The organism is Comamonas sp. GW821-FHT11H03 (genome assembly GCF_058807955.1).
On the sequence record NZ_JBXARF010000003.1, the window covers coordinates 101,541 to 124,396 of the forward strand.

At 61.7% G+C, this 22,856-nt stretch carries 23 protein-coding genes; 8 read left to right on the forward strand and 15 right to left on the reverse strand.

Annotation, left to right across the window (positions count from 1 at the left end; translation table 11 throughout):
* Nucleotides 1-50: 50 nt before the first annotated feature.
* Nucleotides 51-554, forward strand: a complete 504-nt coding sequence (locus AC1RTQ_RS08800) for a DUF4124 domain-containing protein (RefSeq protein WP_492875053.1) — start codon at nt 51-53, stop codon at nt 552-554.
* An 81-nt stretch (nt 555-635) separates the two neighbouring features.
* On the opposite strand, the gene AC1RTQ_RS08805 is transcribed toward AC1RTQ_RS08800, so the two are convergent.
* Both AC1RTQ_RS08805 and AC1RTQ_RS08810 read right to left on the reverse strand, forming a co-directional pair.
* Nucleotides 636-998, reverse strand: coding sequence for an RnfH family protein (locus tag AC1RTQ_RS08805; RefSeq protein WP_409817733.1), 363 nt, complete (start codon nt 996-998; stop codon nt 636-638).
* A complete protein-coding gene (locus AC1RTQ_RS08810; protein WP_087083198.1) occupies nt 991-1,443 on the reverse strand; it encodes a type II toxin-antitoxin system RatA family toxin in 453 nt (150 codons plus the stop codon). The genes AC1RTQ_RS08805 and AC1RTQ_RS08810 overlap by 8 nt, the downstream gene beginning before the upstream one ends.
* 159 nt (nt 1,444-1,602) lie before the next feature.
* Here AC1RTQ_RS08810 and smpB point away from each other — a divergent pair, with 159 nt between their 5' ends.
* Nucleotides 1,603-2,076 (forward strand): SsrA-binding protein SmpB, encoded by a 474-nt coding sequence (smpB, locus tag AC1RTQ_RS08815; RefSeq protein ID WP_003054725.1) that lies wholly within the window; start codon nt 1,603-1,605, stop codon nt 2,074-2,076.
* 102 nt (nt 2,077-2,178) lie between these two features.
* On the forward strand, nt 2,179-2,577 hold the full coding sequence (locus AC1RTQ_RS08820) for a DUF4259 domain-containing protein (RefSeq protein WP_409817735.1): 399 nt from the start codon (nt 2,179-2,181) through the stop codon (nt 2,575-2,577).
* 52 nt (nt 2,578-2,629) lie between these two features.
* Here AC1RTQ_RS08820 and AC1RTQ_RS08825 read toward each other — a convergent pair whose 3' ends face one another.
* Nucleotides 2,630-2,923 (reverse strand): hypothetical protein, encoded by a 294-nt coding sequence (locus tag AC1RTQ_RS08825; protein WP_304350310.1) that lies wholly within the window; start codon nt 2,921-2,923, stop codon nt 2,630-2,632.
* A gap of 210 nt (nt 2,924-3,133) precedes the next feature.
* On the opposite strand from AC1RTQ_RS08825, the gene alaS reads away from it, so the two are divergent.
* Nucleotides 3,134-5,758 carry an alanine--tRNA ligase gene (gene alaS / locus AC1RTQ_RS08830; RefSeq protein ID WP_492875054.1) on the forward strand — a complete coding sequence of 875 codons (2,625 nt, stop codon included), beginning with the start codon at nt 3,134-3,136 and terminating at the stop codon, nt 5,756-5,758.
* A gap of 245 nt (nt 5,759-6,003) precedes the next feature.
* Here alaS and trmB read toward each other — a convergent pair whose 3' ends face one another.
* From trmB to AC1RTQ_RS08850, 4 genes are all read right to left on the reverse strand, one after another.
* On the reverse strand, nt 6,004-6,738 hold the full coding sequence (trmB, locus tag AC1RTQ_RS08835; protein WP_003074922.1) for a tRNA (guanosine(46)-N7)-methyltransferase TrmB: 735 nt from the start codon (nt 6,736-6,738) through the stop codon (nt 6,004-6,006).
* Between the two features lie 29 nt (nt 6,739-6,767).
* Nucleotides 6,768-7,826 carry a tRNA glutamyl-Q(34) synthetase GluQRS gene (gluQRS, locus tag AC1RTQ_RS08840; RefSeq protein WP_492875055.1) on the reverse strand — a complete coding sequence of 353 codons (1,059 nt, stop codon included), beginning with the start codon at nt 7,824-7,826 and terminating at the stop codon, nt 6,768-6,770.
* A gap of 41 nt (nt 7,827-7,867) precedes the next feature.
* A complete protein-coding gene (locus AC1RTQ_RS08845; RefSeq protein WP_304351141.1) occupies nt 7,868-8,983 on the reverse strand; it encodes an NAD(P)/FAD-dependent oxidoreductase in 1,116 nt (371 codons plus the stop codon).
* A gap of 133 nt (nt 8,984-9,116) precedes the next feature.
* Nucleotides 9,117-10,055 carry a LysR family transcriptional regulator gene (locus AC1RTQ_RS08850; RefSeq protein WP_492875056.1) on the reverse strand — a complete coding sequence of 313 codons (939 nt, stop codon included), beginning with the start codon at nt 10,053-10,055 and terminating at the stop codon, nt 9,117-9,119.
* A 121-nt stretch (nt 10,056-10,176) separates the two neighbouring features.
* Between AC1RTQ_RS08850 and AC1RTQ_RS08855 the strand changes: the two genes are divergently transcribed.
* From AC1RTQ_RS08855 to AC1RTQ_RS08865, 3 genes are all read left to right on the forward strand, one after another.
* Complete coding sequence (locus AC1RTQ_RS08855; RefSeq protein ID WP_409817500.1) at nt 10,177-10,878, forward strand: pirin family protein; 702 nt, start codon at nt 10,177-10,179, stop codon at nt 10,876-10,878.
* A gap of 74 nt (nt 10,879-10,952) precedes the next feature.
* The gene (locus AC1RTQ_RS08860; protein ID WP_302090501.1) at nt 10,953-11,360 is read left to right on the forward strand and encodes a DoxX family protein; all 408 of its coding nucleotides are present in this window, start codon (nt 10,953-10,955) and stop codon (nt 11,358-11,360) included.
* Between the two features lie 183 nt (nt 11,361-11,543).
* On the forward strand, nt 11,544-12,098 hold the full coding sequence (locus AC1RTQ_RS08865; RefSeq protein ID WP_302090502.1) for a flavodoxin family protein: 555 nt from the start codon (nt 11,544-11,546) through the stop codon (nt 12,096-12,098).
* A gap of 134 nt (nt 12,099-12,232) precedes the next feature.
* Here AC1RTQ_RS08865 and AC1RTQ_RS08870 read toward each other — a convergent pair whose 3' ends face one another.
* The 7 genes from AC1RTQ_RS08870 to AC1RTQ_RS08900 all read right to left on the reverse strand — a co-directional run bounded on the left by AC1RTQ_RS08870 (nt 12,233) and on the right by AC1RTQ_RS08900 (nt 20,727).
* The gene (locus AC1RTQ_RS08870; RefSeq protein WP_492875057.1) at nt 12,233-13,006 is read right to left on the reverse strand and encodes a sulfurtransferase; all 774 of its coding nucleotides are present in this window, start codon (nt 13,004-13,006) and stop codon (nt 12,233-12,235) included.
* A 52-nt stretch (nt 13,007-13,058) separates the two neighbouring features.
* Entirely contained in the window at nt 13,059-13,910 is an 852-nt protein-coding gene (locus AC1RTQ_RS08875; RefSeq protein ID WP_409817499.1) for a MinD/ParA family protein, read from the reverse strand.
* A 4-nt stretch (nt 13,911-13,914) separates the two neighbouring features.
* A complete protein-coding gene (locus tag AC1RTQ_RS08880; RefSeq protein WP_492875058.1) occupies nt 13,915-14,709 on the reverse strand; it encodes a GGDEF domain-containing protein in 795 nt (264 codons plus the stop codon).
* 40 nt (nt 14,710-14,749) lie between these two features.
* Nucleotides 14,750-16,465 carry a SulP family inorganic anion transporter gene (locus AC1RTQ_RS08885; RefSeq protein ID WP_492875459.1) on the reverse strand — a complete coding sequence of 572 codons (1,716 nt, stop codon included), beginning with the start codon at nt 16,463-16,465 and terminating at the stop codon, nt 14,750-14,752.
* Between the two features lie 479 nt (nt 16,466-16,944).
* Nucleotides 16,945-18,321 carry a DUF1329 domain-containing protein gene (locus AC1RTQ_RS08890; protein WP_492875059.1) on the reverse strand — a complete coding sequence of 459 codons (1,377 nt, stop codon included), beginning with the start codon at nt 18,319-18,321 and terminating at the stop codon, nt 16,945-16,947.
* 185 nt (nt 18,322-18,506) lie between these two features.
* Nucleotides 18,507-19,982 carry an amino acid permease gene (locus AC1RTQ_RS08895; RefSeq protein ID WP_302090505.1) on the reverse strand — a complete coding sequence of 492 codons (1,476 nt, stop codon included), beginning with the start codon at nt 19,980-19,982 and terminating at the stop codon, nt 18,507-18,509.
* Nucleotides 19,983-20,346: 364 nt separating this feature from the next.
* A complete protein-coding gene (locus AC1RTQ_RS08900; RefSeq protein ID WP_492875060.1) occupies nt 20,347-20,727 on the reverse strand; it encodes a hypothetical protein in 381 nt (126 codons plus the stop codon).
* Nucleotides 20,728-20,989: 262 nt separating this feature from the next.
* Between AC1RTQ_RS08900 and AC1RTQ_RS08905 the strand changes: the two genes are divergently transcribed.
* Nucleotides 20,990-21,901, forward strand: coding sequence for a tyrosine-protein phosphatase (locus AC1RTQ_RS08905; protein WP_492875061.1), 912 nt, complete (start codon nt 20,990-20,992; stop codon nt 21,899-21,901).
* A 150-nt stretch (nt 21,902-22,051) separates the two neighbouring features.
* Here the strand turns inward: AC1RTQ_RS08905 and AC1RTQ_RS08910 are convergent, their stop codons facing one another.
* A complete protein-coding gene (locus tag AC1RTQ_RS08910; protein ID WP_302090509.1) occupies nt 22,052-22,846 on the reverse strand; it encodes an ABC transporter ATP-binding protein in 795 nt (264 codons plus the stop codon).
* Between the last annotated feature and the right edge of the window lie 10 nt (nt 22,847-22,856).

The window sequence follows — 22,856 nt, forward strand, 5'->3', positions numbered from 1 at the left end:
TGGGCTCGTGACCCAGAATCCCCAACGCCACTCCAAGACTTATTGACTCCATGCACGCCATCAAGTTCGCTTTGTTTGCAGCCATTGCCAGCTGCACGGTTCCCGCAATTGCCCAGTGGCAATGGATTGATGGTCAGGGGCGCAAGGTGTTCAGCGACAGGGCTCCGCCGGCCGATATCCCCGCCAAGAATATTTTGCGCAGCCCCGGCAGTGCCAGAGTCGCAGCACCTTCGGCGGTGCCGGAGGTCGGCGCGGCCAAGCCCGTGGCGCAAGCCGGTGTGGACAAAGGGCTGGAAGAGCAAAAGCGCAAGATGCAGGAGCAGGAAGCAGCCAAGACCCAGGCCGACAAACTGCAAAAGGAAAAGCAGCGCCAGGACAACTGCAATCGTGCCAGGCAGGCCAAGGCAACGCTGGCGTCGGGCCGCTTGCTCTCCCATGTGAATGCCAAGGGCGAGCGTGGCTTCATGGATGAGGCCGCGCGCGATGCCGAGATCAAGCACGCCGATGCCGTGATCGCTTCCGATTGCGGACCCATGGCAGAGTCGGCGCAGTAGTCGCCGGGTCTTTGCTGGGCTCTTCGCCGGGATTTCAATAAAAAAAGCGCCTTCAGTAGGCGCTTTTTTGAGTCCTGTTGGCTAGTAACCCGCCTTGGCTCCGTCTCTTTGGCGTTTGAACAGACCGGCGCTGCGCGCGCCCTGGCGGGCAAAGCGTTCGCGTCGGGCGACCTTGGGGTCTACGGTCAGTGGTCGATAGATCTCCAGACGATCGCCATGCTTGAGAACCTGGCCCGGATTCGCGACCTTGCCCCAGATACCGACCATGCCGGCCAAGGCCTCGGGCAGTTGCACATCCGGCATGGCTGTTGAGGCGGTCACTGCGTCCAGAGCTTGCTGGACAGTGCTGCCAGCGGGAAGCTGCAACAGGGCTTCCTGCACGGTGCCGGAGCAGGGCGATGTGCAGACGGTGATGTCGATCACCTCTGGCAGAGCATCAGCCATAGATTTGTTCGGCTCGCTTGATGAAGGCGTCGACCATGGAGCCTGCGATGCGGTCGAAGACCGGGCCGATGATGGCGGCCACGGCACCGTTGTCGAAGCCGTAGTCCAGCTGCAGCTCGACCTTGCAGGCGCGTTGCGTGCCGTCGCCTACGGGATGAAAGCGCCAGTGGCCTTCAAGACGCGAGAAAGGTCCTTTGACCAGACGCATGCTGACCTGCTTGCCGCCGTCATCCATGCTACTGTTCGTGTTGCGCGTCACGAAAGACTTGCGCAGACCGCTGAACGCAATACCCACCTCGGCTGTCATACCTGTGTCGTCCTGCTCCAGAATCTTGGCATGATCGCACCAGGGCAGAAAGTCGGCATAGTGGGCCACGTCCGTCACGAGGGCAAACATTTCTTCGGGGCTGTACCAGATGAGGACGGACTTGTTGACGTTTTTCATGAACAAAGAGCAATCAGCAGGGCGCAAGAGCAGGGAATTGGCCTAGGTCAATATACCCAGAGGCGCGATGCGAAACTAAAATCATCGCTCAGAGGCGAGACGGCAATCCAGTATTGTAGGGAGAGCTTTCATCTCCGGTCCGCCTGCAACTAATATTCCATGGCCAAGAAACCAGAAACATCGTCGCGCATTGCCGACAATAAAAAAGCAGCTTTCAACTATTTCTTCGAGGAGCGCCACGAAGCCGGCATGGTGCTGCACGGCTGGGAGGTCAAGGCCCTGCGCAGCGGCAAGGTGCAGCTCACCGACGGCTATGTGCTGATCAAGGACGGCGAGCTGTTCCTGCTGGGCTGCCAGATCAACCCGCTCAAGACGGCGTCCACCCACGTCAATCCGGACTCGGCACGCATCAAGAAGCTGCTCTTGAAAAAGGACGAGATCAAGCGTCTCGTCGGCAAGGTCGAGCAAAAGGGCTATACCCTGGTGCCCATCAATCTGCACTGGAAGAACGGTTACGTGAAATGCGAGATCGCCCTGGCCAAGGGCAAGGCCGAGCACGACAAGCGCGATGTGATCAAGGACCGAGAAGGCAAGCGCGAGGTGGAGCGCGCCATGAAAAATCGCAACCGTTGATACGTAGCGCCTGGGCCATCGCCTGGACTGACACAGTTTTGACATCAAGGCCCGCTATGTTGGGCCTTGGTTTAGGGACATATCGCAGCAAGGAGTTTGGTCATGGGCACTTGGTCGCACGGCAATTTCGATAACGACACCGCATTGGACTGGCTGGCCGATATCACGGGCCAGCTCATCGATGAAATTGCCGAGGCACTGGACTCGCCCGAGGCTTTGCAGGCGGGCGAGACGGAGTCGGATCTGGTGCCTTGCCGCATCGAGCTGCTGTGCGCCATGGCCGAGGGCGGCATGCATCCGCTGTGGCCGGATCTGCCGACGCTGGAGCAATGGAAAGCCACTTATCTGCAGGCCTGGGACCAGAGCATCGACGAGCTGGAGCCCGAGGAGGGCTACAAGCAGGACCGCCGCATCGCGATCATCGAGACCTTCGATCGCATGATCGCGCTGGCTGCAGCACAAGAGGAAGAGGGCGCGGACGAAGACTGGGGCGAAGAGTAAGCCCGTCAGTCACGCAGCACGCCTGCCACAGGCTTGCTGCGTCGCGGCCGCTTCAAGGGTTTTCGCCGTAGCGGGTCTTGAAATCGAACTCCAGGCGTTCGCAGTCCTGAGGGGTTTTGAACTCCTGGGTCTTGCGCTCGGCCTCGGGCTTGGCCGTCTGTTTCCAGCAGATCTTGATGGTTTCTGCTTCTGTCCAGCGCTGCTTGCTGAGCGGATCGTCCATGAACTGGCCGATGAGCATGAGCGCGCCAAAGATGATCACGGGCAGTGCGATGAGCCAGACCACCAGTCGGTTTTTGGCAGGGGCAGCGGGCTTGGAGGTCTCGGGTTGGGGTGTGTCGCTCATAGTGGTTGCCGATTATCCGCAAGCCGATGATGAAGACATTAATGCAACGCATGAAAATTCATGATCGCTGTTATCGGCACAAGGCCGCGCGGGTATGTAGCCGCAAACCTATAATGTTCGGCTGATTTGCCTGTCTGCGCAGCTCCTGAAAAAGCAGCGCCGGGCCGTACTGATCGCAGGCGTCATGCAGGCGTCTTCATACCAAACACCATGAGTACACCCACTTTTTCCGTTGCGGACATCCGCAAGACGTTCCTGGATTTCTACGCTTCCAAGGGCCACACGGTTGTCGCGTCCAGCTCGCTGGTTCCCGGCAACGATCCGACGCTGATGTTCACCAACTCCGGCATGGTGCAGTTCAAGGACGTGTTCCTGGGCTCGGACAAGCGCCCCTACAACCGCGCAACTTCGGTGCAGGCCTGCCTGCGCGCCGGCGGCAAGCACAACGACCTGGAAAACGTGGGCTACACCGCGCGCCACCACACGTTCTTCGAAATGCTGGGCAATTGGTCCTTCGGCGACTACTTCAAGAAGGAGTCCATCGAGTGGGGCTGGGAGCTGCTGACCAAAGTCTTCGGCCTGCCCGCCGAGAAGCTGCTGGCCACGGTCTATCACGAAGACGACGAAGCCTATGACATCTGGAAGAACGTCATCGGCCTGCCTGCCGAGCGCATCATCCGCATCGGCGACAACAAGGGCGGCAAGTACAAGAGCGACAACTTCTGGATGATGGCCGACACAGGCCCCTGCGGCCCCTGCTCGGAAATCTTCTACGACCACGGCGAGCACATTGCCGGCGGCCCTCCCGGCAGCCCGGAAGAAGACGGCGACCGCTTCATCGAGATCTGGAACCACGTGTTCATGCAGTTCGACATGAAGGAAGACGGCTCCGTGGTGAAGCTGCCCGCACCTTGCGTGGACACCGGCATGGGCCTGGAGCGCCTGGCTGCGATCCTGCAGCATGTGCACAGCAACTACGAGATCGACCTGTTCCAGGCATTGATCAAGGCTGCCGGCCGTGAAACCCACACCGAAGATCTGAGCACTCCTTCGCTGAAGGTGATTGCCGACCATATCCGCGCGACCTCCTTCCTGGTGTCCGACGGCGTGATTCCTTCCAACGAAGGTCGTGGCTATGTGCAGCGCCGCATCATCCGCCGCGCCATCCGTCACGGTTACAAGCTGGGCCAGAAGACTCCTTTCTTCCACAGGCTGGTGGCCGACCTGGTGGTGCAGATGGGCGATGCCTATCCCAAGCTCAAGGAGCAGGAAGCGCATATCACCAGCGTGCTCAAGGCCGAGGAAGAGCGTTTCTTCGAGACCCTGGCCAACGGCATGGAAATCCTGGACAGCGCACTGGCCGGCGACGTCAAGGTGCTGCCCGGCGATGTGGCCTTCAAGCTGCATGACACCTACGGCTTCCCGCTGGATCTGTCCAACGACGTGGCGCGCGAGCGTGGCGTGACGGTGGACGAGGCCGGCTTCAACGCCGCCATGCAGCACCAGAAGGAAACTGCCCGCGCAGCCGGCAAGTTCAAGATGGACCGCGCGCTGGAATACACAGGGGACGCCAATGTGTTCACCGGCTACGACAAGCTGGCCGAGGCTGCCAAGGTCGTTGCGCTGTACGCCGATGGCGTGAGCGTGAACGAGCTGCAGGCCGGCCAAAACGGTGTCGTGGTGCTGGACACGACTCCTTTCTACGCCGAATCGGGCGGCCAGGTCGGCGACCAGGGCGTGATTGTTGCGGGCGGCAACCGCTTTGCCGTGGAAGACACGCTCAAGATCAAGGCCGATGTATTCGGTCACCACGGCGTGCTGGAAGCCGGCAGCCTGAAGGTGGGCGATGCCGTTGAAGCACAGGTGGATACCGCCGTGCGTGCTGCGACCATGCGCAACCACTCGGTCACACACATCATGCACAAGGCCTTGCGCGAAGTGCTGGGCGGCCATGTGCAGCAAAAGGGCTCGCTGGTCAATGCCGAGCGTACCCGCTTCGACTTTGCACACAACGCCCCGGTGACTGCCGAGCAGATCCGCGAGATCGAAGCCCGCGTGAATGCCGAGGTGCTGGCCAACACCGCCACCGATGCGCGCGTGATGGATATCGAATCGGCCCAGAAGACCGGCGCGATGATGCTGTTCGGCGAGAAGTACGGCGAAACCGTGCGCGTGCTGGACATCGGCTCCAGCCGCGAGCTGTGCGGCGGCACTCACGTCAGCCGTACCGGCGACATCGGCCTGTTCAAGGTGGTGGGTGAATCCGGCGTGGCCGCTGGCGTGCGCCGTATCGAAGGCATTACCGGCGAGAACGCGCTGGCCTATCTGCAGTCGCTGGAGTCCACCGTGGACCAGGCCGCGGCCGCTTTCAAGGCCCCTGCAGCCGAGCTGACCAACCGCATCGGCGGTGCGCTGGATCAGATCAAGGCACTGGAAAAGGAAATCGCTGCGCTCAAGGGCAAGCTGGCTTCCAGCCAGGGCGATGAGCTGCTCACGCAGGCAGCCGACGTCAATGGCGTGAAGGTGCTGGCCGCCAAGCTCGAAGGAGCGGACGCCAAGACCTTGCGCGACACCATGGACAAGCTCAAGGACAAGCTGGGTGCGGCCGTGATCGTGCTGGCTGCCGTGGACGGCGACAAGGTGCAACTGGCAGCAGGCGTGACCAAGGCTGAAACCGCCAAGGTCAAGGCCGGCGAGCTGGTGAACTTTGTGGCCCAGCAAGTGGGCGGCAAGGGCGGTGGCAAGCCCGATATGGCCATGGCTGGCGGCACCGATGCCGCAGCCGTGCCCGCAGCGCTGGCCAGCGTGCAGGCCTGGGTGGCCGAGCGCCTCTGAGCCGAGCGCCTCTAAGCCGAGCGCCTGTAAGGCAAGCACCAAAAGGCAGTCCAGGCTGCCTTGCTCCAAAACAAAACGCTCCTCAATGAGGAGCGTTTTTTATGGCTTGGAGCGAAACCCTTGCAACTGGCGCTAATCCAAATCAGGGACAGCAAGCAAGGGCCGCCCCGCACCGACGGTGTCGTCCCCCTCCCGAAGAGAAAGGGGGCGCCCGGCTAGGGGAAGGCGCAAAGCGCCTCAGGGGGTTACTTCTTCCTGAACACCAGGTCCCAGACGCCATGACCGAGGCGAATGCCACGGTTTTCGAATTTGGTCAGAGGGCGGTAGTCGGGCTTCTCGGCGTAGTTCTCGGCCGTGTTCTGCAGCATGGGCTCTGCGTTCAGCACTTCCAGGATCTGCACCGCATAGGGTTCCCAGTCGGTGGCGCAGTGGATGTAGCCGCCGGGCTTGATGCGAGCGGCCAGCTTGGCGATCAGCGGGCTCTGGATCAGGCGGCGCTTGTTGTGCTTTTTCTTGTGCCAGGGGTCGGGGAAGAAGATGTGCACGCCGTCGATCGAGGCTTCGGGCAGCATGTTGTCGATGACTTCCACGGCATCGTGCTGCAGGATGCGGATGTTCTCGATCTCCTGCTCGCCAATGCGCTTGAGCAGTGCGCCCACGCCGGGCTCGTGGACCTCGCAGCACAGGAAATTGTCGTCGGGGCGCACGCGGGCGATATGGGCGGTGGCTTCACCCATGCCGAAGCCGATTTCCAGAATCAGCTTGCCGTCGCGGCCATAGGCGGCTGCGGCGTCCAGAGGAGCCTTCTGGTATTGCAGCAGGAAGCGCGGACCCAGTTCTTCAAAAGCCTTGGCCTGGCCCGTAGTGGTGCGGCCTGCGCGGCGCACATAGCTTTTGATGGTCTTGGGATAGGCCACGCCTTCGGGCGCCTGGCCTTGGGATGCTGCGGATGCGTCAGCGGCTGGCACGTTTTCGGCCATATCGGTGGTAGGTGTTGAATTAGAAGAAGTCACGGGGCGATATTGTAGGTTTGGCGCCAGCACCGGACCCAGAAGTCCAGCGCCAAAGGCAAGGCGCTTGCGGGGCTTTCGCTGCTGCAGGGGGCGGCTGCGGGCGCTTGTGGCAGGCCGAGCTGCTGCGCTGCGGCAGACAGCACGGTCAGAGGCTGGCTGACATCCACGGCTGGTGCGCCATGCTGTTTGGAGAGCTTTTCTCCGTTTTCCATGCAGACCAGCGGCGTGTGAAGATAGCGCGGCTGGGTCAGACCCAGGGCGCGCTGCAGCATTAGCTGGCGAGGCGTGTTGTCGGCCAGGTCTTCGCCGCGCACCACATCGGTGATGCCTTGCTCGGCGTCGTCGACGACCACGGCCAACTGGTAGGCCCAGAGTCCGTCCGCGCGGCGCAGCACAAAGTCGCCCACGCCGGTGATCAGGTTCTGCTGCTGCGCGCCCAGATGCCGGTCCTGCCAGTGCAGCACGGGGCACCTGCTTTCCAGGGCGTGTTGTTTGAGTGCGATGTTTTGCGTGGCTGAATACGATTGATGGGGCAGCGCTTCGGGCTGGTTTTCCTGTAAATCATGTACCTGTTGCTCCAGTGCAAAGCGCCAGGCTCTGGCGGGCTTGCCTTGCAGGCCATGACGGCAGGTTCCGGGGTAGGGTCGCTCCACATGCCGCTCGTGGGTCAGCCCCTGTGCCTGCCAGGCGGCTTCGATGTTTTTGCGCGTGCAGCCGCAGGGGTAGGCCATTTTTTGCGCCTGCAGCTGTTGCAGCGCTTTTTCATAGAGTGCATGTCGCTGCGACTGCCAGACCACGGGGGCATCGGAGTGCAGGCCACAGGCGGCCAGCTGGCGCAGGATTTCCTGGTCGGCGCCAGCCTGGCAGCGTGGCGGATCGATGTCTTCGATGCGAATCAGCCAGCCTCCGTGATGGGCGCGTGCATCCAGCCAGCTGGCCAGCGCCGCGACCAAAGAGCCGGCATGCAGCGCTCCGGTGGGAGAGGGCGCAAAGCGCCCGATATATGGCCCCGTGCGGGGAGCGTTGGAGGAGGGTCGGGAGAGGGCCGCAGTCATGAGGGACGCCATCTTACGCCCCCTGACTGCGCGCAGTTGGCTCAGGCCAGGGCCAGGCCCATTTCCAGACCCGAGACAAAAGCGTCTTCCACCCGCATGCCTATGCACCAGTCCCCGCACAGGCCCAGGCCTACCGAGGGGTCGTGGCTGAACGGTCTGCCCAGGGGCGCAAGTGTCTGGGCATGCTGCCAGAGGTAGACGCTGGCATGGCGCGGCGCAACGCGGATGCCCGTGATCTCGCCAAAGGCCTTTTGCAGCTTGGCAAGCACGCGTGTGGCGTCGTCGTGGCGGTGCTCGTTGGACCACAGCGGGTTGGCATGGATCGTCCAGCGCTCGGTCTGGGCGCGGCCGGGTTTGGAGGACTCGCGGGCCACCCAGGCAACGCGCTCGTGCGTGCTGCGTGCGGCATTCCACTGCGGGCCCAGTGTGGTCAGGCCGGCCTGCGCGGCCATCGGGTAGGACAGCGTCATGGCCCAGCAGGGGGCCATTTCCACGGGGGCCAGGGTCCTGGCCAGGGTCGCACCCTGCGGCGCTGTCTGCAGCAGTTGCGCGGCCACGGGCGCCGGCACGGCCAGCACCACGGCATCGAAGTCGGCTGCAATCTGCGGGCCGTGGTCTTCGGTATCGAGCATCAGGGACCATTGGTGGCGGCTGTGGTGGTTGCCGCTGGCAATGTGGTGGCTCATGGCGCGCAGGGACTGGCCCAGATGCAGGCGTCCGGCATCCCATAGCGGCGCGGCCCAGGCCAGTGGCAGCGATTGCATATCGGGCATGCCGACCCAGTGGGTCTCGCGCACCGGAGCGTGCTTGTCGACTCTGCGGCCCTGGGCGTTGCGGGTCTGAACGCTGTTCAGGCTCCAGGCGCGCAGATTGCCGGCAGTGGTGTCCAGCACCTGCTGAAAGCGCGGGTCGCGTACGGTGAAGAACTGGGCGCCGATGTCAAAGCTGCCGTAGGGGCCGCTGACCGAGCGCATGCGTCCGCCGGCCTGGGTCAGGCGCTCATAGACATGAACGTCATGCCCGGCCTGCATCAGCGTGCGGGCGCAGGCCAGACCTGCAATGCCTGCACCGATGACGGCAATGCGCTTGGCGCTGGTATGCGGGGAAGGGGAGGAAGCGGAGGCAGTTGCGGACGCGCGAGTGCGGGAAGCATTCATGAAAAAGCCTTTTCGACACCGTTTGAGTTCTAGCGTAGCAGCTATCCAAAGGATAGCAAGTGCTGCTTGTGCTGAATTGTTGCAGCGCAACTCACTCTACACCTCCCGCGTGATGGCCGCGACGCGCAGCAGCTTATTGACGGTGATGGTTTTCCATAAGCGCCTTGCGCGTGGCAGGGCTTTCCAGTTGCGTCAGCCACCACTGAAGGGCTCGCCCGGGCGTGCGGTGGGCGGGGCCGGGCCATGCATAGTGCAGGCGCAGATTGCGGCTGGCGCGCTGCACCTGTCTTGTGACCAGCAGGCCGGCGTCCAGATAGGCCTGCACCATGCCGCGTGGCAGAAAGCCGGCACCAATGCCGCGTATCTGGGCCTCCAGCTTGGCCTGCATGCTGTCCACGGTCAGAACGTCCTGGCCGTTGACCAGGCCAAAGCTGGTGTTGCTGCGCACGCCCGAGTCGGCCACGGCCACCATGCGATGGCGCAGCAGCAACTCGTCGGACAGCGGCTCATCGAGTCTGGCCAGCGGGTGGTGCGGCGCGACGGCGAAGACGAAATCCATCTCCCCGATTTCGCGCATCTGCAGCTCGGAGACATTGCTGGTGTTGACCGCAACGCCAATGGCCAGATCGGCATGGCCGCTGGTCAGCACTTCCAGCGTGCCGTTGAGAATGCCGTCACGCAGCTTGAGTGTGGTGGGCGGGGTCAGCGCATAAAAGGCTTCGACCAGTTCAAAGATGGGCGTGCGGGCCACTGCCCCGTCAATGACGATGGTCAGCTGCGGCTCCCAGCCCGTGGCCACGCGCTTGACGCGGTGCGCCACGGCGTCGATCTCCTGCAGCAGGCGGGCACCTTCGCGCAGCAAGGCCTGGCCGGCCTCCGTGGCCTGGGCATGGCGCGAGCTGCGGTCAAACAGCAGCACATCGAGCGCATCTTCGATCTGGCGCACGCGGTAGGTCAGTGCACTGGGCACCAGGCCCAGGGAGCGCGCAGCAGCGGCAAAGCTGCCGGTTTCGGCAATGGCCTGCAGCATGGCCAGGCTGTCGGGGGTGAGCACATCGCGGGAGCTGGGCATGGTGAGATTGATGATTCAAACAGTTTGAATGATGCCATCAACGCCGTTCAGCCACAGCCTGGCAGTCGACTTCTACAGTAGAGCCCATAGAGACAGTCACTTGAACGAAAGGAAGCACACCATGATGACTCTGCGCAAATCCCAGGAACGCGGCTACGCCGACCACGGCTGGCTCAAGTCGTATCACAGCTTTTCGTTTGCCGGTTACTACGACCCGCGCCATATGGGGTTCGGCAATCTGCGCGTGATCAACGAAGACCGGATTGCACCCGGCACGGGTTTTGGCTCGCACGGCCACCGCGATATGGAGATCATCAGCTATGTGCTCGAAGGTGCTCTCTCGCACAAGGACAGCATGGGCAATGAAACCCCCATCCTGCCTGGAGAGGTGCAGCGCATGAGCGCGGGCTCGGGGGTGGTGCACAGCGAGCAGAACTACGCCAAGGAGCAGACCACGCACTTTCTGCAGATCTGGCTGCTGCCCGCACGCACAGGTATCGAGCCAGGCTATGCGCAGAAGACATTCAGCGAGGCGCAAAAGCGTGGACGTCTGTGTCTGGTGGCTTCACCCGATGGTGCCGAGGGCTCGGTTCCCATGAATGCCGATGCACGCTTGTATGCCGCTCTGTTCGACGGCGCAGAGGCTGCCGATGTGGCCCTGCCGGCCGGGCGCAAGACCTATGTGCACCTGGTGCGTGGCGAGCTGGACGTGAATGGACAAAAGCTGACAAGCGGTGACGCCGCACTTATTGAAAATGAGGAGCGCCTGCGCCTTGCCAATGGCCGGGCTGCGGAAGTTCTGGTGTTTGATCTGGAGCCTTGAGTCTGACGATTTCAAGGGTTGTACTGATGGAGTTGAGCCAATGCGACCCTTGGTCGCGATGACTGGAGTTTGAAATGTTGAATCAATTGCGAAATCCTCTGGACCTGCTGGGCCGTGTGCTGATTGCCCTGCTGTTCCTGCCTGCGGGCATTCAGAAAATCAGCGGCTTTGCGGGCACCGTGGGTTATGCAGCGTCGGTGGGCATGCCCATGCCCCAGGTTGCGGTGGCGGTGGGCCTGGTGATCGAGATCGTGGGCGGTCTGGCCATATTGCTGGGTTGGCACACGCGCTACGCGGCCTTGATCCTGGGATTTTTCACGCTGATTGCCAGCTTCTTCTTCCATAACTTCTGGGGCGTGCCCGCAGAAGCCGCCATGATGCAGCAGTTGCTGTTCTGGAAGAACATCGCTGTGGTCGGCGGTCTGCTTGGTTACGCCGCCCATGGGGCTGGCGCCTGGAGCATGGACGGCCGCAAAGGCTAAAGCAAAGCATGGGGCAGCACAGGCTGAAAGTGCGCAGGCGTTCATGGCTTTGATAAGCTAGCGCGCTCTCGCAAGACAAGGCTCGCCGGGTGTCAATCCGGCGAGCCTTTATTGGGAACAGATACAGGATGGCGCGGCGGATGGCTGCGCCGATGCAAGAAGGCAAGAAGGAAAGAAGAAATCATGAGCAAGATCGTTGTGGTCTACCACTCCGGCTACGGCCATACCCAGCGCATGGCGCAATCCGTGGCCCAGGGCGCAGGCGCGCAGCTGCTGGCCATCGACGCCGATGGCAATTTGCCCGAAGGTGGCTGGGAGCAACTGGCTGCGGCCGATGCCATCGTCTTCGGCGCGCCGACCTATATGGCCGCTCCGAGCTGGCAGTTCAAGAAATTTGCCGACGCCTCGTCCAAGGCCTGGTTTTCCCAGGCCTGGAAGGACAAGCTGTTTGCCGGCTTCAGCAATAGCGCCAGCGTGCAGGGCGACAAGCAGGTCACGCTCGACTATTTCCACCACCTGGCCATGCAGCATGGCGGCGTGTGGGTGGGTCTGGGCCTGCTGCCTTCGAACACCAAGGCCGCGCAGCGCAACGATGTGAACTGGATGGGCAGCTTCAGCGGCGCCATGGCACAGTCACCCTCTGACTCATCGGCCGGCGAGATGGCCGCTGGCGATCTGGAAACCGCACGCCAGTTTGGCGAGCGCGTGGCCAGCGCTGCAGCGCGCTGGGCAAGATAAGCAGCATCAATCTGCTATTGAATAAGAAGCGGCTAGCGCTTTTGTATCATTGATTTCAGATGGTTTTATATCTGAAATCGTTTGATGACAAGCGCTAGCTGCTCTTTTTTTGAGAGTCGCCCAGCAAGGACGACTTAGTCCATCAGATGCTTTTTGATGGGGCGGGGGTGAACCAGCTCGGTGCGCGACAGATCGGTGCCCAGCGAGTCGCGGCCGTCAAAGACAAAGCAGCCGCCGTCGTAGAACTTGCCGTCGGTTTCCTCGAAATATTTGAGGATGCCGCCTTCGAGCTGGTAGACGTTTTCGATGCCTTCATCCTGCATGAGGATGGCTGCCTTTTCGCAGCGGATGCCGCCCGTGCAGTAGCTGACCACGGTCTTGCCGGCAAGTTCATCCTTGTGCTGGCGCAGTGCAGGCGGGAATTCGGTGAACTTGCCCAGGCGCCAGTCGATCGTGCCGGCAAACGCGCCTTCGTCCACTTCGTAGTCGTTGCGCGTGTCCAGCGTCACCACTTCGCGGCCCTCGTCGTCATGGCCTTGCTCCAGCCAGCGGCGCAGCGTGACCGGGCTGACCGATGGCGCACGGCCGTGGGCGGGTCGAATGGCGGGATGATCCATGCGGATGATCTCGTTTTTGACCTTGACCAGCATTTTGCGAAAGGGCACGGTTTCGGACCAGCTTTCCTTGGGAGCCAGGTCGGCAAAACGCGGGTCTTGCTTGAGCTGGTCCACAAAGGCGCGTACGGCCTGGGCAGGGCCTGCCAGGAAAAAGTTGATGCCTTCTTCGGCCAGCAGCACCGTGCCCTTGAGGCTCAGGTCATGCGCACGCTCCAGCAGCGTCTGGCGCAACTGGTCGGCGTCGGGCAGGGGCGTGAATTTGTAGCAGGAGATGTTGAGTATGTCGGCCACGTCGATATCCGGGGGGGCGGCCGCGCGGCTGCTGCATCGACGGTGATGCAGCTCAGACCGGGGCCGTCAGCTCTGCCTTGATTTTATTGGACAGCTGAGCCACTGCGAGAGATGCGGGTGCTCCGGGCATGGCCTGCAGCAGCAGCTGGCGGCGCATCACGGCCTCGCGCACGGAGGAGTCGAGCGGAATATCGCCCCAGTGGGTCAGCTGCAGCGGCTGGCCGGACTCGGTGGTCACGAAGCGGTTGAGCACCTGCTGCAACTGGCCCGTGATGGCACGGCCATCGCCAGGGCGTTGCGCCTGGTTGATGACCAGACGGATCTGCTGGCGCTTTTGCTGCAGGGCCAGCACCTTGATGGCGGCGTAGGCATCGGTCAGCGAGGTGGGCTCGGGCGTGGCCACGACCAGCACTTCGGTCGCCAAAGAGACGGAGAACAGCACCACATCCGAGATGCCGGCACCGGTGTCGAGCAAGATGATGTCGTAGCGCGGGCGCAGCAGCTCCACCGTGCGCATGAACTGGGAACGGATCTCGGGGGTGAGGCGCGAATACTCGATCATGCCCGAGCCGGCCAGCAGCACGGAGTAGCCGCCCGGCGTGGTCAGAATCGCATCCTCCAGCGTGGAGCGGCCCGTGAACACATCGTGCAGCGTGACCTTGGGGTAGAGGTTGAGCACTACATCCAGATTGGCCAGGCCAAGGTCTGCGTCCAGTACCAGCACGTTGAAGCCATGACGCGTCAGAGCCGCAGCCAGATTGGCAGAGACGAAAGTCTTGCCGACACCGCCTTTGCCGCTGGTGACGGCAATGATGTGGGCCTGCTTGTTGCGGCCAGGCGCCCGCAGGGCATCTTCCATGGATATATGAGCGGGCAAAGTAGGGTGAGGGGCCAAGGTGTCCATCGTCTCAAGGCGTTATGACCTGGCTTGCGGCGTCGGTGTTTACGTCTGGTGCTGTATTGTCAGAGACATTTTCCTCTAAAGAGGCAGCAGGCAAAGGGCTGAAAAGCAGGCTTTTTTCCTCGGCACTCACCGTACTGTCGGGCGGATCTTCCACGAAGACGCGGTTGCGCCCCGCCGATTTGGCCAGATAGAGCAGGCGATCGGCTCGCTCGGTCCACAGTTGCGCCGTGCTGCGAATCCATTGCTGGGCGTAGACCCCGCCAATACTCACAGTGACCTTCAGCGACTGGCCGGAGGACACCGCGATGGAGTTGTTTTCGATGGCCTGGCGCAGGCGTTCGGCGACCGCACGGCCTTGATGCGCAGGGCACACCGGCAGCACTATGGCGAATTCTTCACCACCGAAGCGCGCCAGGGTGTCCATGGGGCGAATGATTTCGGACAGGGTCTGTGCAACGGACTGCAACACCATATCGCCAGCAATATGACCGTGCTCGTCGTTGATCTGCTTGAAGTGGTCGATGTCCAGCATCAGCAGCAGTGCGGTTTCTCCGGAGCGGGCCACGCGGTCGATCTCGCGCTCGATCACGGAGCGGAAATGGCGTCGGTTGGCCAGCCCCGTGAGGGGGTCTCGCAAAGACAGTGCGCACAAGCCGTCAATCAGTGCTTGCAGGTAATGGGTGGGAGTGTCAGTGGGCAGACGGTTATCGCTACCGCCCGCGCGAGTCACCAGATTGTGTGCGGTGGCAAGGCGCAGATCGCGCAAAAACACGGATTGATGGGGGGCGGATGAGGTCACGACGAACTATCAATGATGGCCGTCAGTGTAGCAGCGCCCCCTATCTTTTTGTGGATGTAGGCTTTTCGTCAGCGTTGATCGGAGCCAGTTCTGTGGGGAAATTGCCAAGCGTTCGCAGAAAGTCGGCATCCGTGCGATAGAGCCTGATGGGGCTGCCTTGCTTGTGCAGCAGGCCGGCGCGCTCCAGCCTTTGCTCGGCCGGCAGCTTCAACCCCACCACGTGCAGCAGACCGCCACGCAATGCGACCAGGCGTTCGAGTCGGGCAAAGGTTTCGACTCCGGTGATGTCTATGCTGTTGATGGACTGCATCAGCAGCGCCAGATCTCTGGCCTGGGGCGCTTGCTGCAGGGCATCGGCTGCGTAGCGCTCAAGTGCCGTGGCCGTGGCAAAGTCCAGGTCTGCATCCATGCGCAGAGCCACGACTTCAGGTGCCAGGGGGGGCAATTGCCAAAGCTGGCGGCTGCGCAGGCTGCCGTCGGGATGCTCGCCGACCTCGATGATGCGCGGGTGCAGGTGGTGATAGAGATAGTAAGCCTGGCTGAGCATGATGCCCGCGAACACGCCCCAGTACATGCGGGGGGCGGTGACGATGGTCAGCACCAGCGTGGCGACGCTGATGCTGGCTTCGACCTTGGAGATCCTGAACAGCTTGAGGATGGCGCTGGGCTTGACCAGGTTGAGCACGGCGGTGATCACGATGGCTGCCAGCGTTGCCTGAGGCACATGGTAGAGCCAGGGAATGAACCAGAGCACGACCACCACCACCAGCAAAATGGAGAAGACGTTGGCGTAGCCGGTCCTGGCACCTGCGAGCAAGTTGACGGCAGAGCGTGAGAAAGATGCGCTGGTGGCAAAGCTGCCGAACAGTCCGGCGCTGATCTTGGACAGGCCCTGGGCGATCAGATCCTGGTTCTCGTTCCAGCGCGTGCCGGCCTGCTGATGCTCTACCTGGGCGCTGGAGGCTGTCTCCAGAAAGCTGACCAGGGAGATGACCAGCACCGGCATGATCAGGGCGCCGAACTGCTCCCAGTCGAGCATGCCTGGCCATTGGAAGCTGGGCAGCCCCGCAGGCAGATGACCGATCACGGCACCGCCCGTATCGGCAAAACCCGTGAGCCAGCTGATGAGGCCGCTCAGGCCGATGATGAAAATGGCCGAGGGAAAAGCAGGACGCCATTTCTTGGCCAGCATCAGCAAGGCCATGCTGACCAGGCCGTAGGCGATGGACTGGATGCTGAACAGATAGATGGACGGCGAATGCCAGACGGTGGACCAGTCAGCGCGCATGCCCAGCAGGGTGGGCAGCTGCGAAGCCAGAATCAGCAGCGCAGCAGCCTGGGTGAAGCCTGCCAGTACCGGCGAGGTGACCAGGTTGAGCAGCCAGCCCGCGCGCACAACGCCCAGACTCCACTGCACCAGGCCCGACAAAATGGCCATCCATGCAGCGAGTACCACCCATTGGGCCGAGCCCGGCTCGGCCATGCCGGTCAAAGAGGCGCCGATCAGCAAGGCACTAAGCGCCGTCGGCCCCACGCCCAGCCGGGGTGAGGGGCTGAAGAGAATGGCCACTGCGGCCGGAATGATGGAGGCGTAGATGCCGGTGATCAGCGGCATGCCCGCCAGCGCGGCGTAAGCCACCCCCTGGGGCAGCAACATCAGGCCCACGGTCAGGCCGGCCCAGAACTCGCCGCGCAGCAGGCCGAAAGTCGGTTTGGGCCAATTGAGAAAGGGCAGCCATCGGGCCAGGGATTGCATGGAGGTCATGATTGCGGCGAACTAAATCCTCTGCAAGCTTAGTCGGGCTTTGTTGTGCAGGGATTAAAAACAGGACGAGGCTGCGACATTGGCCGAGGGGACGCCTTGTTCCAAAGTGAGTCGAGGCGCTGTCCGAACCGGGCCCGCATGGCATCGATGGCGGCAAGGGGGTCGGCGGGTGGCCGATGAGTGCGCGAGGCGGTGTCCGCCAGATCCGCGCCCTGCCATGCGACCGGGTGGGTCGTTGGCTGCTTGTGAATGATGCTCACGTTGAAATCGACTCGAAGACAGAGAAAACGGCACCAACTGCTATGCATTTTCAATGCCGGTGCCGTGTTTCATCCTAGCATGCTGCCCGTGCCTATGCTGGGGCGCGCTCCGGTTTCGGGGCGGGAGCGGCCATAAAAAAAGAGAGGCTCAGGGCCTCTCTGTACACCTTTCGGTGCGGTGCGCGCAGTGGCTGAACCACCTGTTGTCCATCAGTTGCCCAGGTTGCGAATCGCCTCGGGAGTGTACTGGCTCGGCTTGAGGTCGTCCTTGCCCAGAATGGGTGCCTTGGGGCGCTCCTGCACCAGATTCATGCCCACATAGGAGCCGGCATTCAGGTCGTAGTAGAACGATGTGCCCGCGTGCCATTTCTTGATGTCGTAGGCGTAGTAGTAATTGATCTCACCGTGCTGCCACAACTGGCCGCGTGCGTCGTAGAAGTCTCCCGAGACGGCGTGGCCGGTGTCTTCGTCGATGAACATCACACGCTTGGAGTACAGGTGACGGAAGCCGGGCTTGAGCTTGCCCTCCAGCACCCAGACGCGGCGCAGCTCATAGCGGGTGTAGGCTGGGTTGGGGTGACCTGGCTTGAGCAGATCGGCGTATTTCATCTGCTGGTTGATGCGGAAGGTGTTCGCAGGAATGAACATCTCGCGCTTGCCGTGCAGGGTCCACTCATAGCGCTCGGAGCCACCGTTGAACAGGCGCTCGGAGTCGATGGTCGCCTTGCCGCTGGTGCCGGGGGAGGGCTGGTCATAGCCGAACTCGGGCAGCTGTCGCACGCGGCGAGTGCCGGGATCGTAGTTCCAGGCCAGGCGCTTGTCCGTGCCGAAGTTCATGGGCTCGATGGACAGGATCACGCCGCCTTTTTCGCGCTCGGGCAGGATGGAGAAATTGGTCACATAGGCGTATTTGCCTTCGTTGGGCTTGCCCAGGTTCTCCTTGGAGTCATAGCGGCTGAGCTGGATATAGCTGGTGCGGCCCCAGGCAATATCGCCGCTTGCGCCCACCAGTGCCATGTCGCGTTCCACCTCTTCGGTGCTGGCGCGGCTGGGTATGAGGTTGTTCCAGAGCAGTTCCAGGCCGGTCTTGGGAATGGGGAAGGGCAGAGCGCCCATGAAGCCCTTGACGCCATTGCCGTCGTTGACTATCTCGGCTTCCAGTGCATTGCGCTTGATGACGGCGCAGATATCGTCGTCATAACGGAAGTCGCGGTGGCCCGGATAGACGGGAATGCGCATGGTGGTGGGGAACTTGCTCAGTAGCGCCTTCTGGCCGGCGCTGAGCTTGTCGCCATATTGCGCCATATTGGCGGCCGTGATTTCGAACAGCGGCTTTTCATTGGCGTAGATATCGGGCTGGAACTGTCCCACGGACTTGGTGAACTTCACGCCGGGCGGAACGCCCAGGATCTTGCCCGTGAATGGCGGGATGCTGCCATCGGCATTGCCGGCTTTGATGGCGCCGGTGCAGGTCAGCTCCTTGCCCAGCTTGTCGGCTTCCGCGGCGGGAACCTTGGCACAGGCGGCTCCTGCGCTCAGCAAACCTATGCACAGCATCAGCGCTGTGCTCATCGTCTTTTGTTGCATTGCTCTTGTTTTCCAAGTGAAAAAACGGTGCAGGCTATTGCCTGCGAGCATGTATTTTTCAGATATTTGTCATGACATGAATCGTCTGTTGAGACTAATCGACAGCATCCGAGGCAAGCCCAGGACGCAAAAAAGGCAGCGCCGTTGCCGGTGCTGCCTTGGGCCGGGTCAAAAATGACCAGGTATTAACGCGAGCCGTTCAGATCCATCTCCGAGTATTTGACGATCTTGGTGCCCTTGACCCATTTGTAGCCAAACCAGATGGCCAGGAACAGCGGCAGGCCGATATAGGTGGCAATGGCGCCGACCCAGTCGATCTGGTCCTTGATCAGGTTCTCATAGTTCTGGCCCAAGGTGATGACCAGGCACAGCACAAAGGCGAAGATGGGGCCGAAGGGGAAGGCCGCTGCCTTGTAAGGCAGCTGGTTCAAATCGTAGTTCTGCACTTCGCAGCCCTTGCGGAAACGATAGTGGCTGATGGCAATGCCCAGCCAGGCGACAAAGCCGCACATGCCGGACAGATTCAGCAGCCAGATATAGACGACCTCAGGGCTGAAGATATTGGTCAGAAAGCACAGAGCGGCAATCACGGTGGTGGCGATCAATGCCCGCACGGGCACGCCGCGCGTGTTGACCTGGGCAAACAGCTTGGGCGCCATGCCCTGCTTGGCCAGCGCATACAGCATGCGGGTGGAGGCATACATGCCGGAGTTGCCGGCCGACAGCACCGAGGTCAGTACCACGGCATTCATCACGGCGGCGGCGCCCAGCAGGCCGGCACGCTCGAAAACCAGTGTGAAGGGGCTGACGGCGATATCGCCCAGGTCGTTGCGCAGCAACTTGGGGTCGGTATAGGGAATCAGCAGACCGATGATGAGGATGGCGAAGACATAGAACAGCAAAATGCGCCAGAACACCTTGCGCACGGCCTTGGGCACATTCTTGGCGGGATCTTCGGATTCGCCGGCGGCGATGCCGATCAGCTCCGTTCCCTGGAAGGAAAAGCCCACTACCATGGCCACGCCGATCAAGGCCGCAAAGCCGCCTGCAAACGGTGCGTCGCCCGTGCTCAGGTTGGCAATATTGCCCCAGATCCCATCGGGCGCGCCGCCTTGCAAAATGCCGAAGATCATCAGCACGCCGATGGCGATGAAGACCAGCACCGTTGTGACCTTGATGGCGGCAAACCAGAATTCGGATTCGCCAAAGCCCTTGGCAGATAGTGCATTCAGGCCAAACATCAGTGCCAGAAACAGAGCACTCCAGAGCACTCCGTTGGTGCCGGGGAACCAGTAGGCCATCACCAACTGCGCCGCAACCAGGTCCACGGCGATGGTCACGGCCCAGTTGTACCAGTAGTTCCAGCCCAGTGCGAAGCCAAAGCCTTCATCCACGTACTTGGCGCCATAGGTGGCAAAGGAGCCGGAGACGGGCATGTGTGCTGCCATCTCGCCCAGACTGGTCATGAGGAAATAGACCATCAGGCCCACGATCATGTAGGCCAGCAATGCGCCGCCGGGGCCTGCTTGCGAGATGGTTGCGCCAGAGGCGACAAAAAGACCGGTGCCGATGGAGCCGCCGATGGCGATCATCGACATATGTCGGGCCTTGAGGGAACGGTGCAAGCCACCGTTGTCAGTTTTTGCTTGGCTATCGCTCATGAGAGATATTGGTTTTTTGCGGATCATGAAGCCTGGGCGGTTCTGCTGGTGAAAGCCTTGGCCTCATGCTCTTTTTGTTGCGCCCTGATGTCGGGGTCTCCGGATATCAACGCGGTCAGCGTGAACGGCGATGACATGCATCGTGCTCAGTGGCTTCCGATAGGGTGCAGATTGTGAGCGATTTGCGCAGCAGCCGTACAGCGCGAGCTGTGGAACAGGGGCGCCGTGGCTTGAATCGATATCTAAGTGTTTGATATTTCAGAATTAATGGCTGGATCGGAAATTCAGAAAAATATCCTTATATCTTCGTCAAATCGTCGGCGAGAGTGGCTACCTGCTTGGCCTGCATTCGATGGAGCTTTGTCTATTTGATTGTTTTATTTTTCATTTCGTCAAAAATATTTGTCGAAATGTCAATGTTGGCTGTCGATATCTTCTGTCTTTCAATGAAAAAAGCCGCCAGCCAATAGTTATCAAGGACTGGCAGCTTCTTTTTTGATAGTGAACTGTGCGCGCGCCACACCAGGCCGGGCCACACCAGGCCGGGCCGCGTCAGGCCGGGCCACGTCAGGCACAGCCGTTCGCCGCAGGGGATGCGCTGCAGGCCATTGCCGGGCTGGAGGCGCAAATTGGCGCAGGTGCAGGACGCGCGCAGAACGCGCGCATGGCGTGGCGGCAGGCGCCGAAGACGCATCACTGCAATGTGACCGAGGCCATGTGACCGAGGCCATGTGACCGAGGCCATGTGACCGAGGCCTCGTGCAGCCTGGGGCTGAGCCGGCTCAAGATGTAGCGGCACATGCACCAATGGGTGATCGTCAGCCCAGGCCGTCTGGGGGATTGAACAAGCTCTTTCGCCGGTGCCGGCTCTGGCTCCTAGGCTTGTACTTAGACCAATCGGACTAAGGTCTACAGCCGGTAAGTCAAGTCAGCCATCGCTGATAGCCTGCGCCTGTCAATGATCCACGGAGGGTGGATACATGGCCTTTACCCATAAAGGAGCAGGCATGAAGGGGGTGACAGGAGTGGTTTCATTCGCGGAGATCGATCGCAGCATGGACAGGCGCAGGGTCTTGCACCTGGGGCTGCTGGGATTGGTATCCACGGGGGCCGGCGGGCTGCTGGCCGCCTGCGGCGGCGGGGACGGCATGGAGCCCAAAGCGGCCACGCCAAGGTTGTCGTCCATGCTCAACTTCCGAGACGTGGCCGGGGCGGATGACGCATCGGTCTATCGCAACGCTGCCGGGCAGCCACTCAAGCGCGGCGTGTTCTACCGCTCCAATGCGGTATTGCCCAGCGCGGCCGATGCAGCGACGCTGGGCAATCTGGGCATTAGCACGGCCTACGATTTGCGCACCACGAACGAGGCGGCCAAGGACGCGGACCGTCTGCCGCCGGGGATCCGCTATGTGTATATGAACCTCTTCGGCACGGCCGACCCGGTGTTCTCGCCCTTTCATACGCCCAAGGAGACCGAGGCCGCGATGGAGGAGATGGGCCGCGTGATGGTGCGCGACGCCGGCATGCGCGCTCGCATGGGGCAGTTGCTCAGGACCATGGCCTCTACCGCCGATGCGCAACTGTTTCACTGCACCTCCGGCAAGGACCGTACGGGTTGGGTGGCGGCACTGCTGCACACCATTGCCGGCGTACCGCGCGAAACCATTCTGAAGGACTACCTGCTCACCAATACTTATACCGAGGCCTGGATGAACGCCACCTATCAGCTGATGCTGGCGCACAACGGCAAGGATGCAGCCGATCTCTACTGGCCCCTGCTGGGCGTGCAGCGCAGCTACCTGGAGGCGGAGTTCGACGAGGCCCAGCGCGGCTTCGGCTCGATGGGCCGCTACCTGAGCGAAGGGTTGGGTCTGGGCACGGACGAGCTTGCGCAACTGCGCGCCAAGCTGCTGGGTTGAAACGGTTGCTATCTTTAAAGGAGCTTAAAGCGCTTGATGTATATGGATTTTAGATATTAATATATCTGATATATAGAGTTTGCAAGCGCTGCCAGCTATCAAAAAGAAAGTCCGCCAGGGGCGGACTTTTTGTAGGGATCGGGCCGGGCTTCAGCTCAGCAGCAGTGCATCGTCGGCCAGCTTCTCGCCACGCACCTTCTCGAACATGTGCAGCAGGTCGGGCACATCCATTTTGGAGCGCTCTTCGCCGCTGACGTCCAGCACCACATTGCCCTGGTGAAGCATGACGGTACGCGTGCCCACATCCAGCGCCTGGCGCATGCTGTGCGTGACCATCATGGTGGTGAGATTGGCTTCCTGCACGATGCGTGCCGTCAGTTGCAGCACAAAGTCCGCGGTGCGCGGGTCAAGCGCGGCCGTGTGTTCGTCCAGCAGCAGAATGCGCGAGGGCTGCAGCGCCGCCATCAGCAGGCTCACGGCCTGGCGCTGTCCGCCCGAGAGCAGGCCGATACGGTCGGTCAGGCGATTTTCCAGACCCAGGCCCAGCGTGGCCAGGCGGTCGCGGTACAGCTCGCGATTGGTGGCCTTGACTGCCTTGGACAGGCCGCGGAGGTTGCCGCGCTCGTGTGCCAGCGCCATGTTCTCTTCGATGGAGAGGTCTTCACAGGTGCCGGCCATGGGGTCCTGAAACACGCGGGCCACCTGCTTGGAGCGGGACCATACCGGCATGCGCGTCATGTCGATGCCGGCAATTTCGATCCTGCCCTTGTCCACGCTCTGGTCGCCCGAGACGCAGTTCAGAAATGTGGACTTGCCTGCGCCGTTGGAGCCGATGACGGTCACGAACTGGCCGTCGGGGATGGACAGCGACAGGCCGCGCAGGGCGCGGGTTTCGATCGGCGTGCCGGGGTTGAAGGTGAGTTCGAGGTTTTGTGCGTTCAGCATGATGTATTCC

Coding starts and splice junctions, on each gene's coding strand:
- AC1RTQ_RS08865 (WP_302090502.1), top strand. CDS start 11,544: ATGAGCAAGATCGTTGTGGTCTACCACTCCGGCTACGGCCATACCCAG.
- AC1RTQ_RS08875 (WP_409817499.1), bottom strand. CDS start 13,910: ATGGACACCTTGGCCCCTCACCCTACTTTGCCCGCTCATATATCCATG.
- AC1RTQ_RS08900 (WP_492875060.1), bottom strand. CDS start 20,727: ATGGCCTCGGTCACATGGCCTCGGTCACATGGCCTCGGTCACATTGCA.
- AC1RTQ_RS08805 (WP_409817733.1), bottom strand. CDS start 998: ATGGCTGATGCTCTGCCAGAGGTGATCGACATCACCGTCTGCACATCG.
- alaS (WP_492875054.1), top strand. CDS start 3,134: ATGAGTACACCCACTTTTTCCGTTGCGGACATCCGCAAGACGTTCCTG.
- AC1RTQ_RS08910 (WP_302090509.1), bottom strand. CDS start 22,846: ATGCTGAACGCACAAAACCTCGAACTCACCTTCAACCCCGGCACGCCG.
- AC1RTQ_RS08850 (WP_492875056.1), bottom strand. CDS start 10,055: ATGCCCAGCTCCCGCGATGTGCTCACCCCCGACAGCCTGGCCATGCTG.
- smpB (WP_003054725.1), top strand. CDS start 1,603: ATGGCCAAGAAACCAGAAACATCGTCGCGCATTGCCGACAATAAAAAA.
- AC1RTQ_RS08800 (WP_492875053.1), top strand. CDS start 51: ATGCACGCCATCAAGTTCGCTTTGTTTGCAGCCATTGCCAGCTGCACG.
- trmB (WP_003074922.1), bottom strand. CDS start 6,738: ATGGCCGAAAACGTGCCAGCCGCTGACGCATCCGCAGCATCCCAAGGC.
- AC1RTQ_RS08895 (WP_302090505.1), bottom strand. CDS start 19,982: ATGAGCGATAGCCAAGCAAAAACTGACAACGGTGGCTTGCACCGTTCC.
- AC1RTQ_RS08905 (WP_492875061.1), top strand. CDS start 20,990: ATGAAGGGGGTGACAGGAGTGGTTTCATTCGCGGAGATCGATCGCAGC.
- AC1RTQ_RS08890 (WP_492875059.1), bottom strand. CDS start 18,321: ATGCAACAAAAGACGATGAGCACAGCGCTGATGCTGTGCATAGGTTTG.
- AC1RTQ_RS08810 (WP_087083198.1), bottom strand. CDS start 1,443: ATGAAAAACGTCAACAAGTCCGTCCTCATCTGGTACAGCCCCGAAGAA.
- AC1RTQ_RS08845 (WP_304351141.1), bottom strand. CDS start 8,983: ATGAATGCTTCCCGCACTCGCGCGTCCGCAACTGCCTCCGCTTCCTCC.
- AC1RTQ_RS08825 (WP_304350310.1), bottom strand. CDS start 2,923: ATGAGCGACACACCCCAACCCGAGACCTCCAAGCCCGCTGCCCCTGCC.
- AC1RTQ_RS08855 (WP_409817500.1), top strand. CDS start 10,177: ATGATGACTCTGCGCAAATCCCAGGAACGCGGCTACGCCGACCACGGC.
- AC1RTQ_RS08885 (WP_492875459.1), bottom strand. CDS start 16,465: ATGCAATCCCTGGCCCGATGGCTGCCCTTTCTCAATTGGCCCAAACCG.
- gluQRS (WP_492875055.1), bottom strand. CDS start 7,826: ATGACTGCGGCCCTCTCCCGACCCTCCTCCAACGCTCCCCGCACGGGG.
- AC1RTQ_RS08860 (WP_302090501.1), top strand. CDS start 10,953: ATGTTGAATCAATTGCGAAATCCTCTGGACCTGCTGGGCCGTGTGCTG.
- AC1RTQ_RS08820 (WP_409817735.1), top strand. CDS start 2,179: ATGGGCACTTGGTCGCACGGCAATTTCGATAACGACACCGCATTGGAC.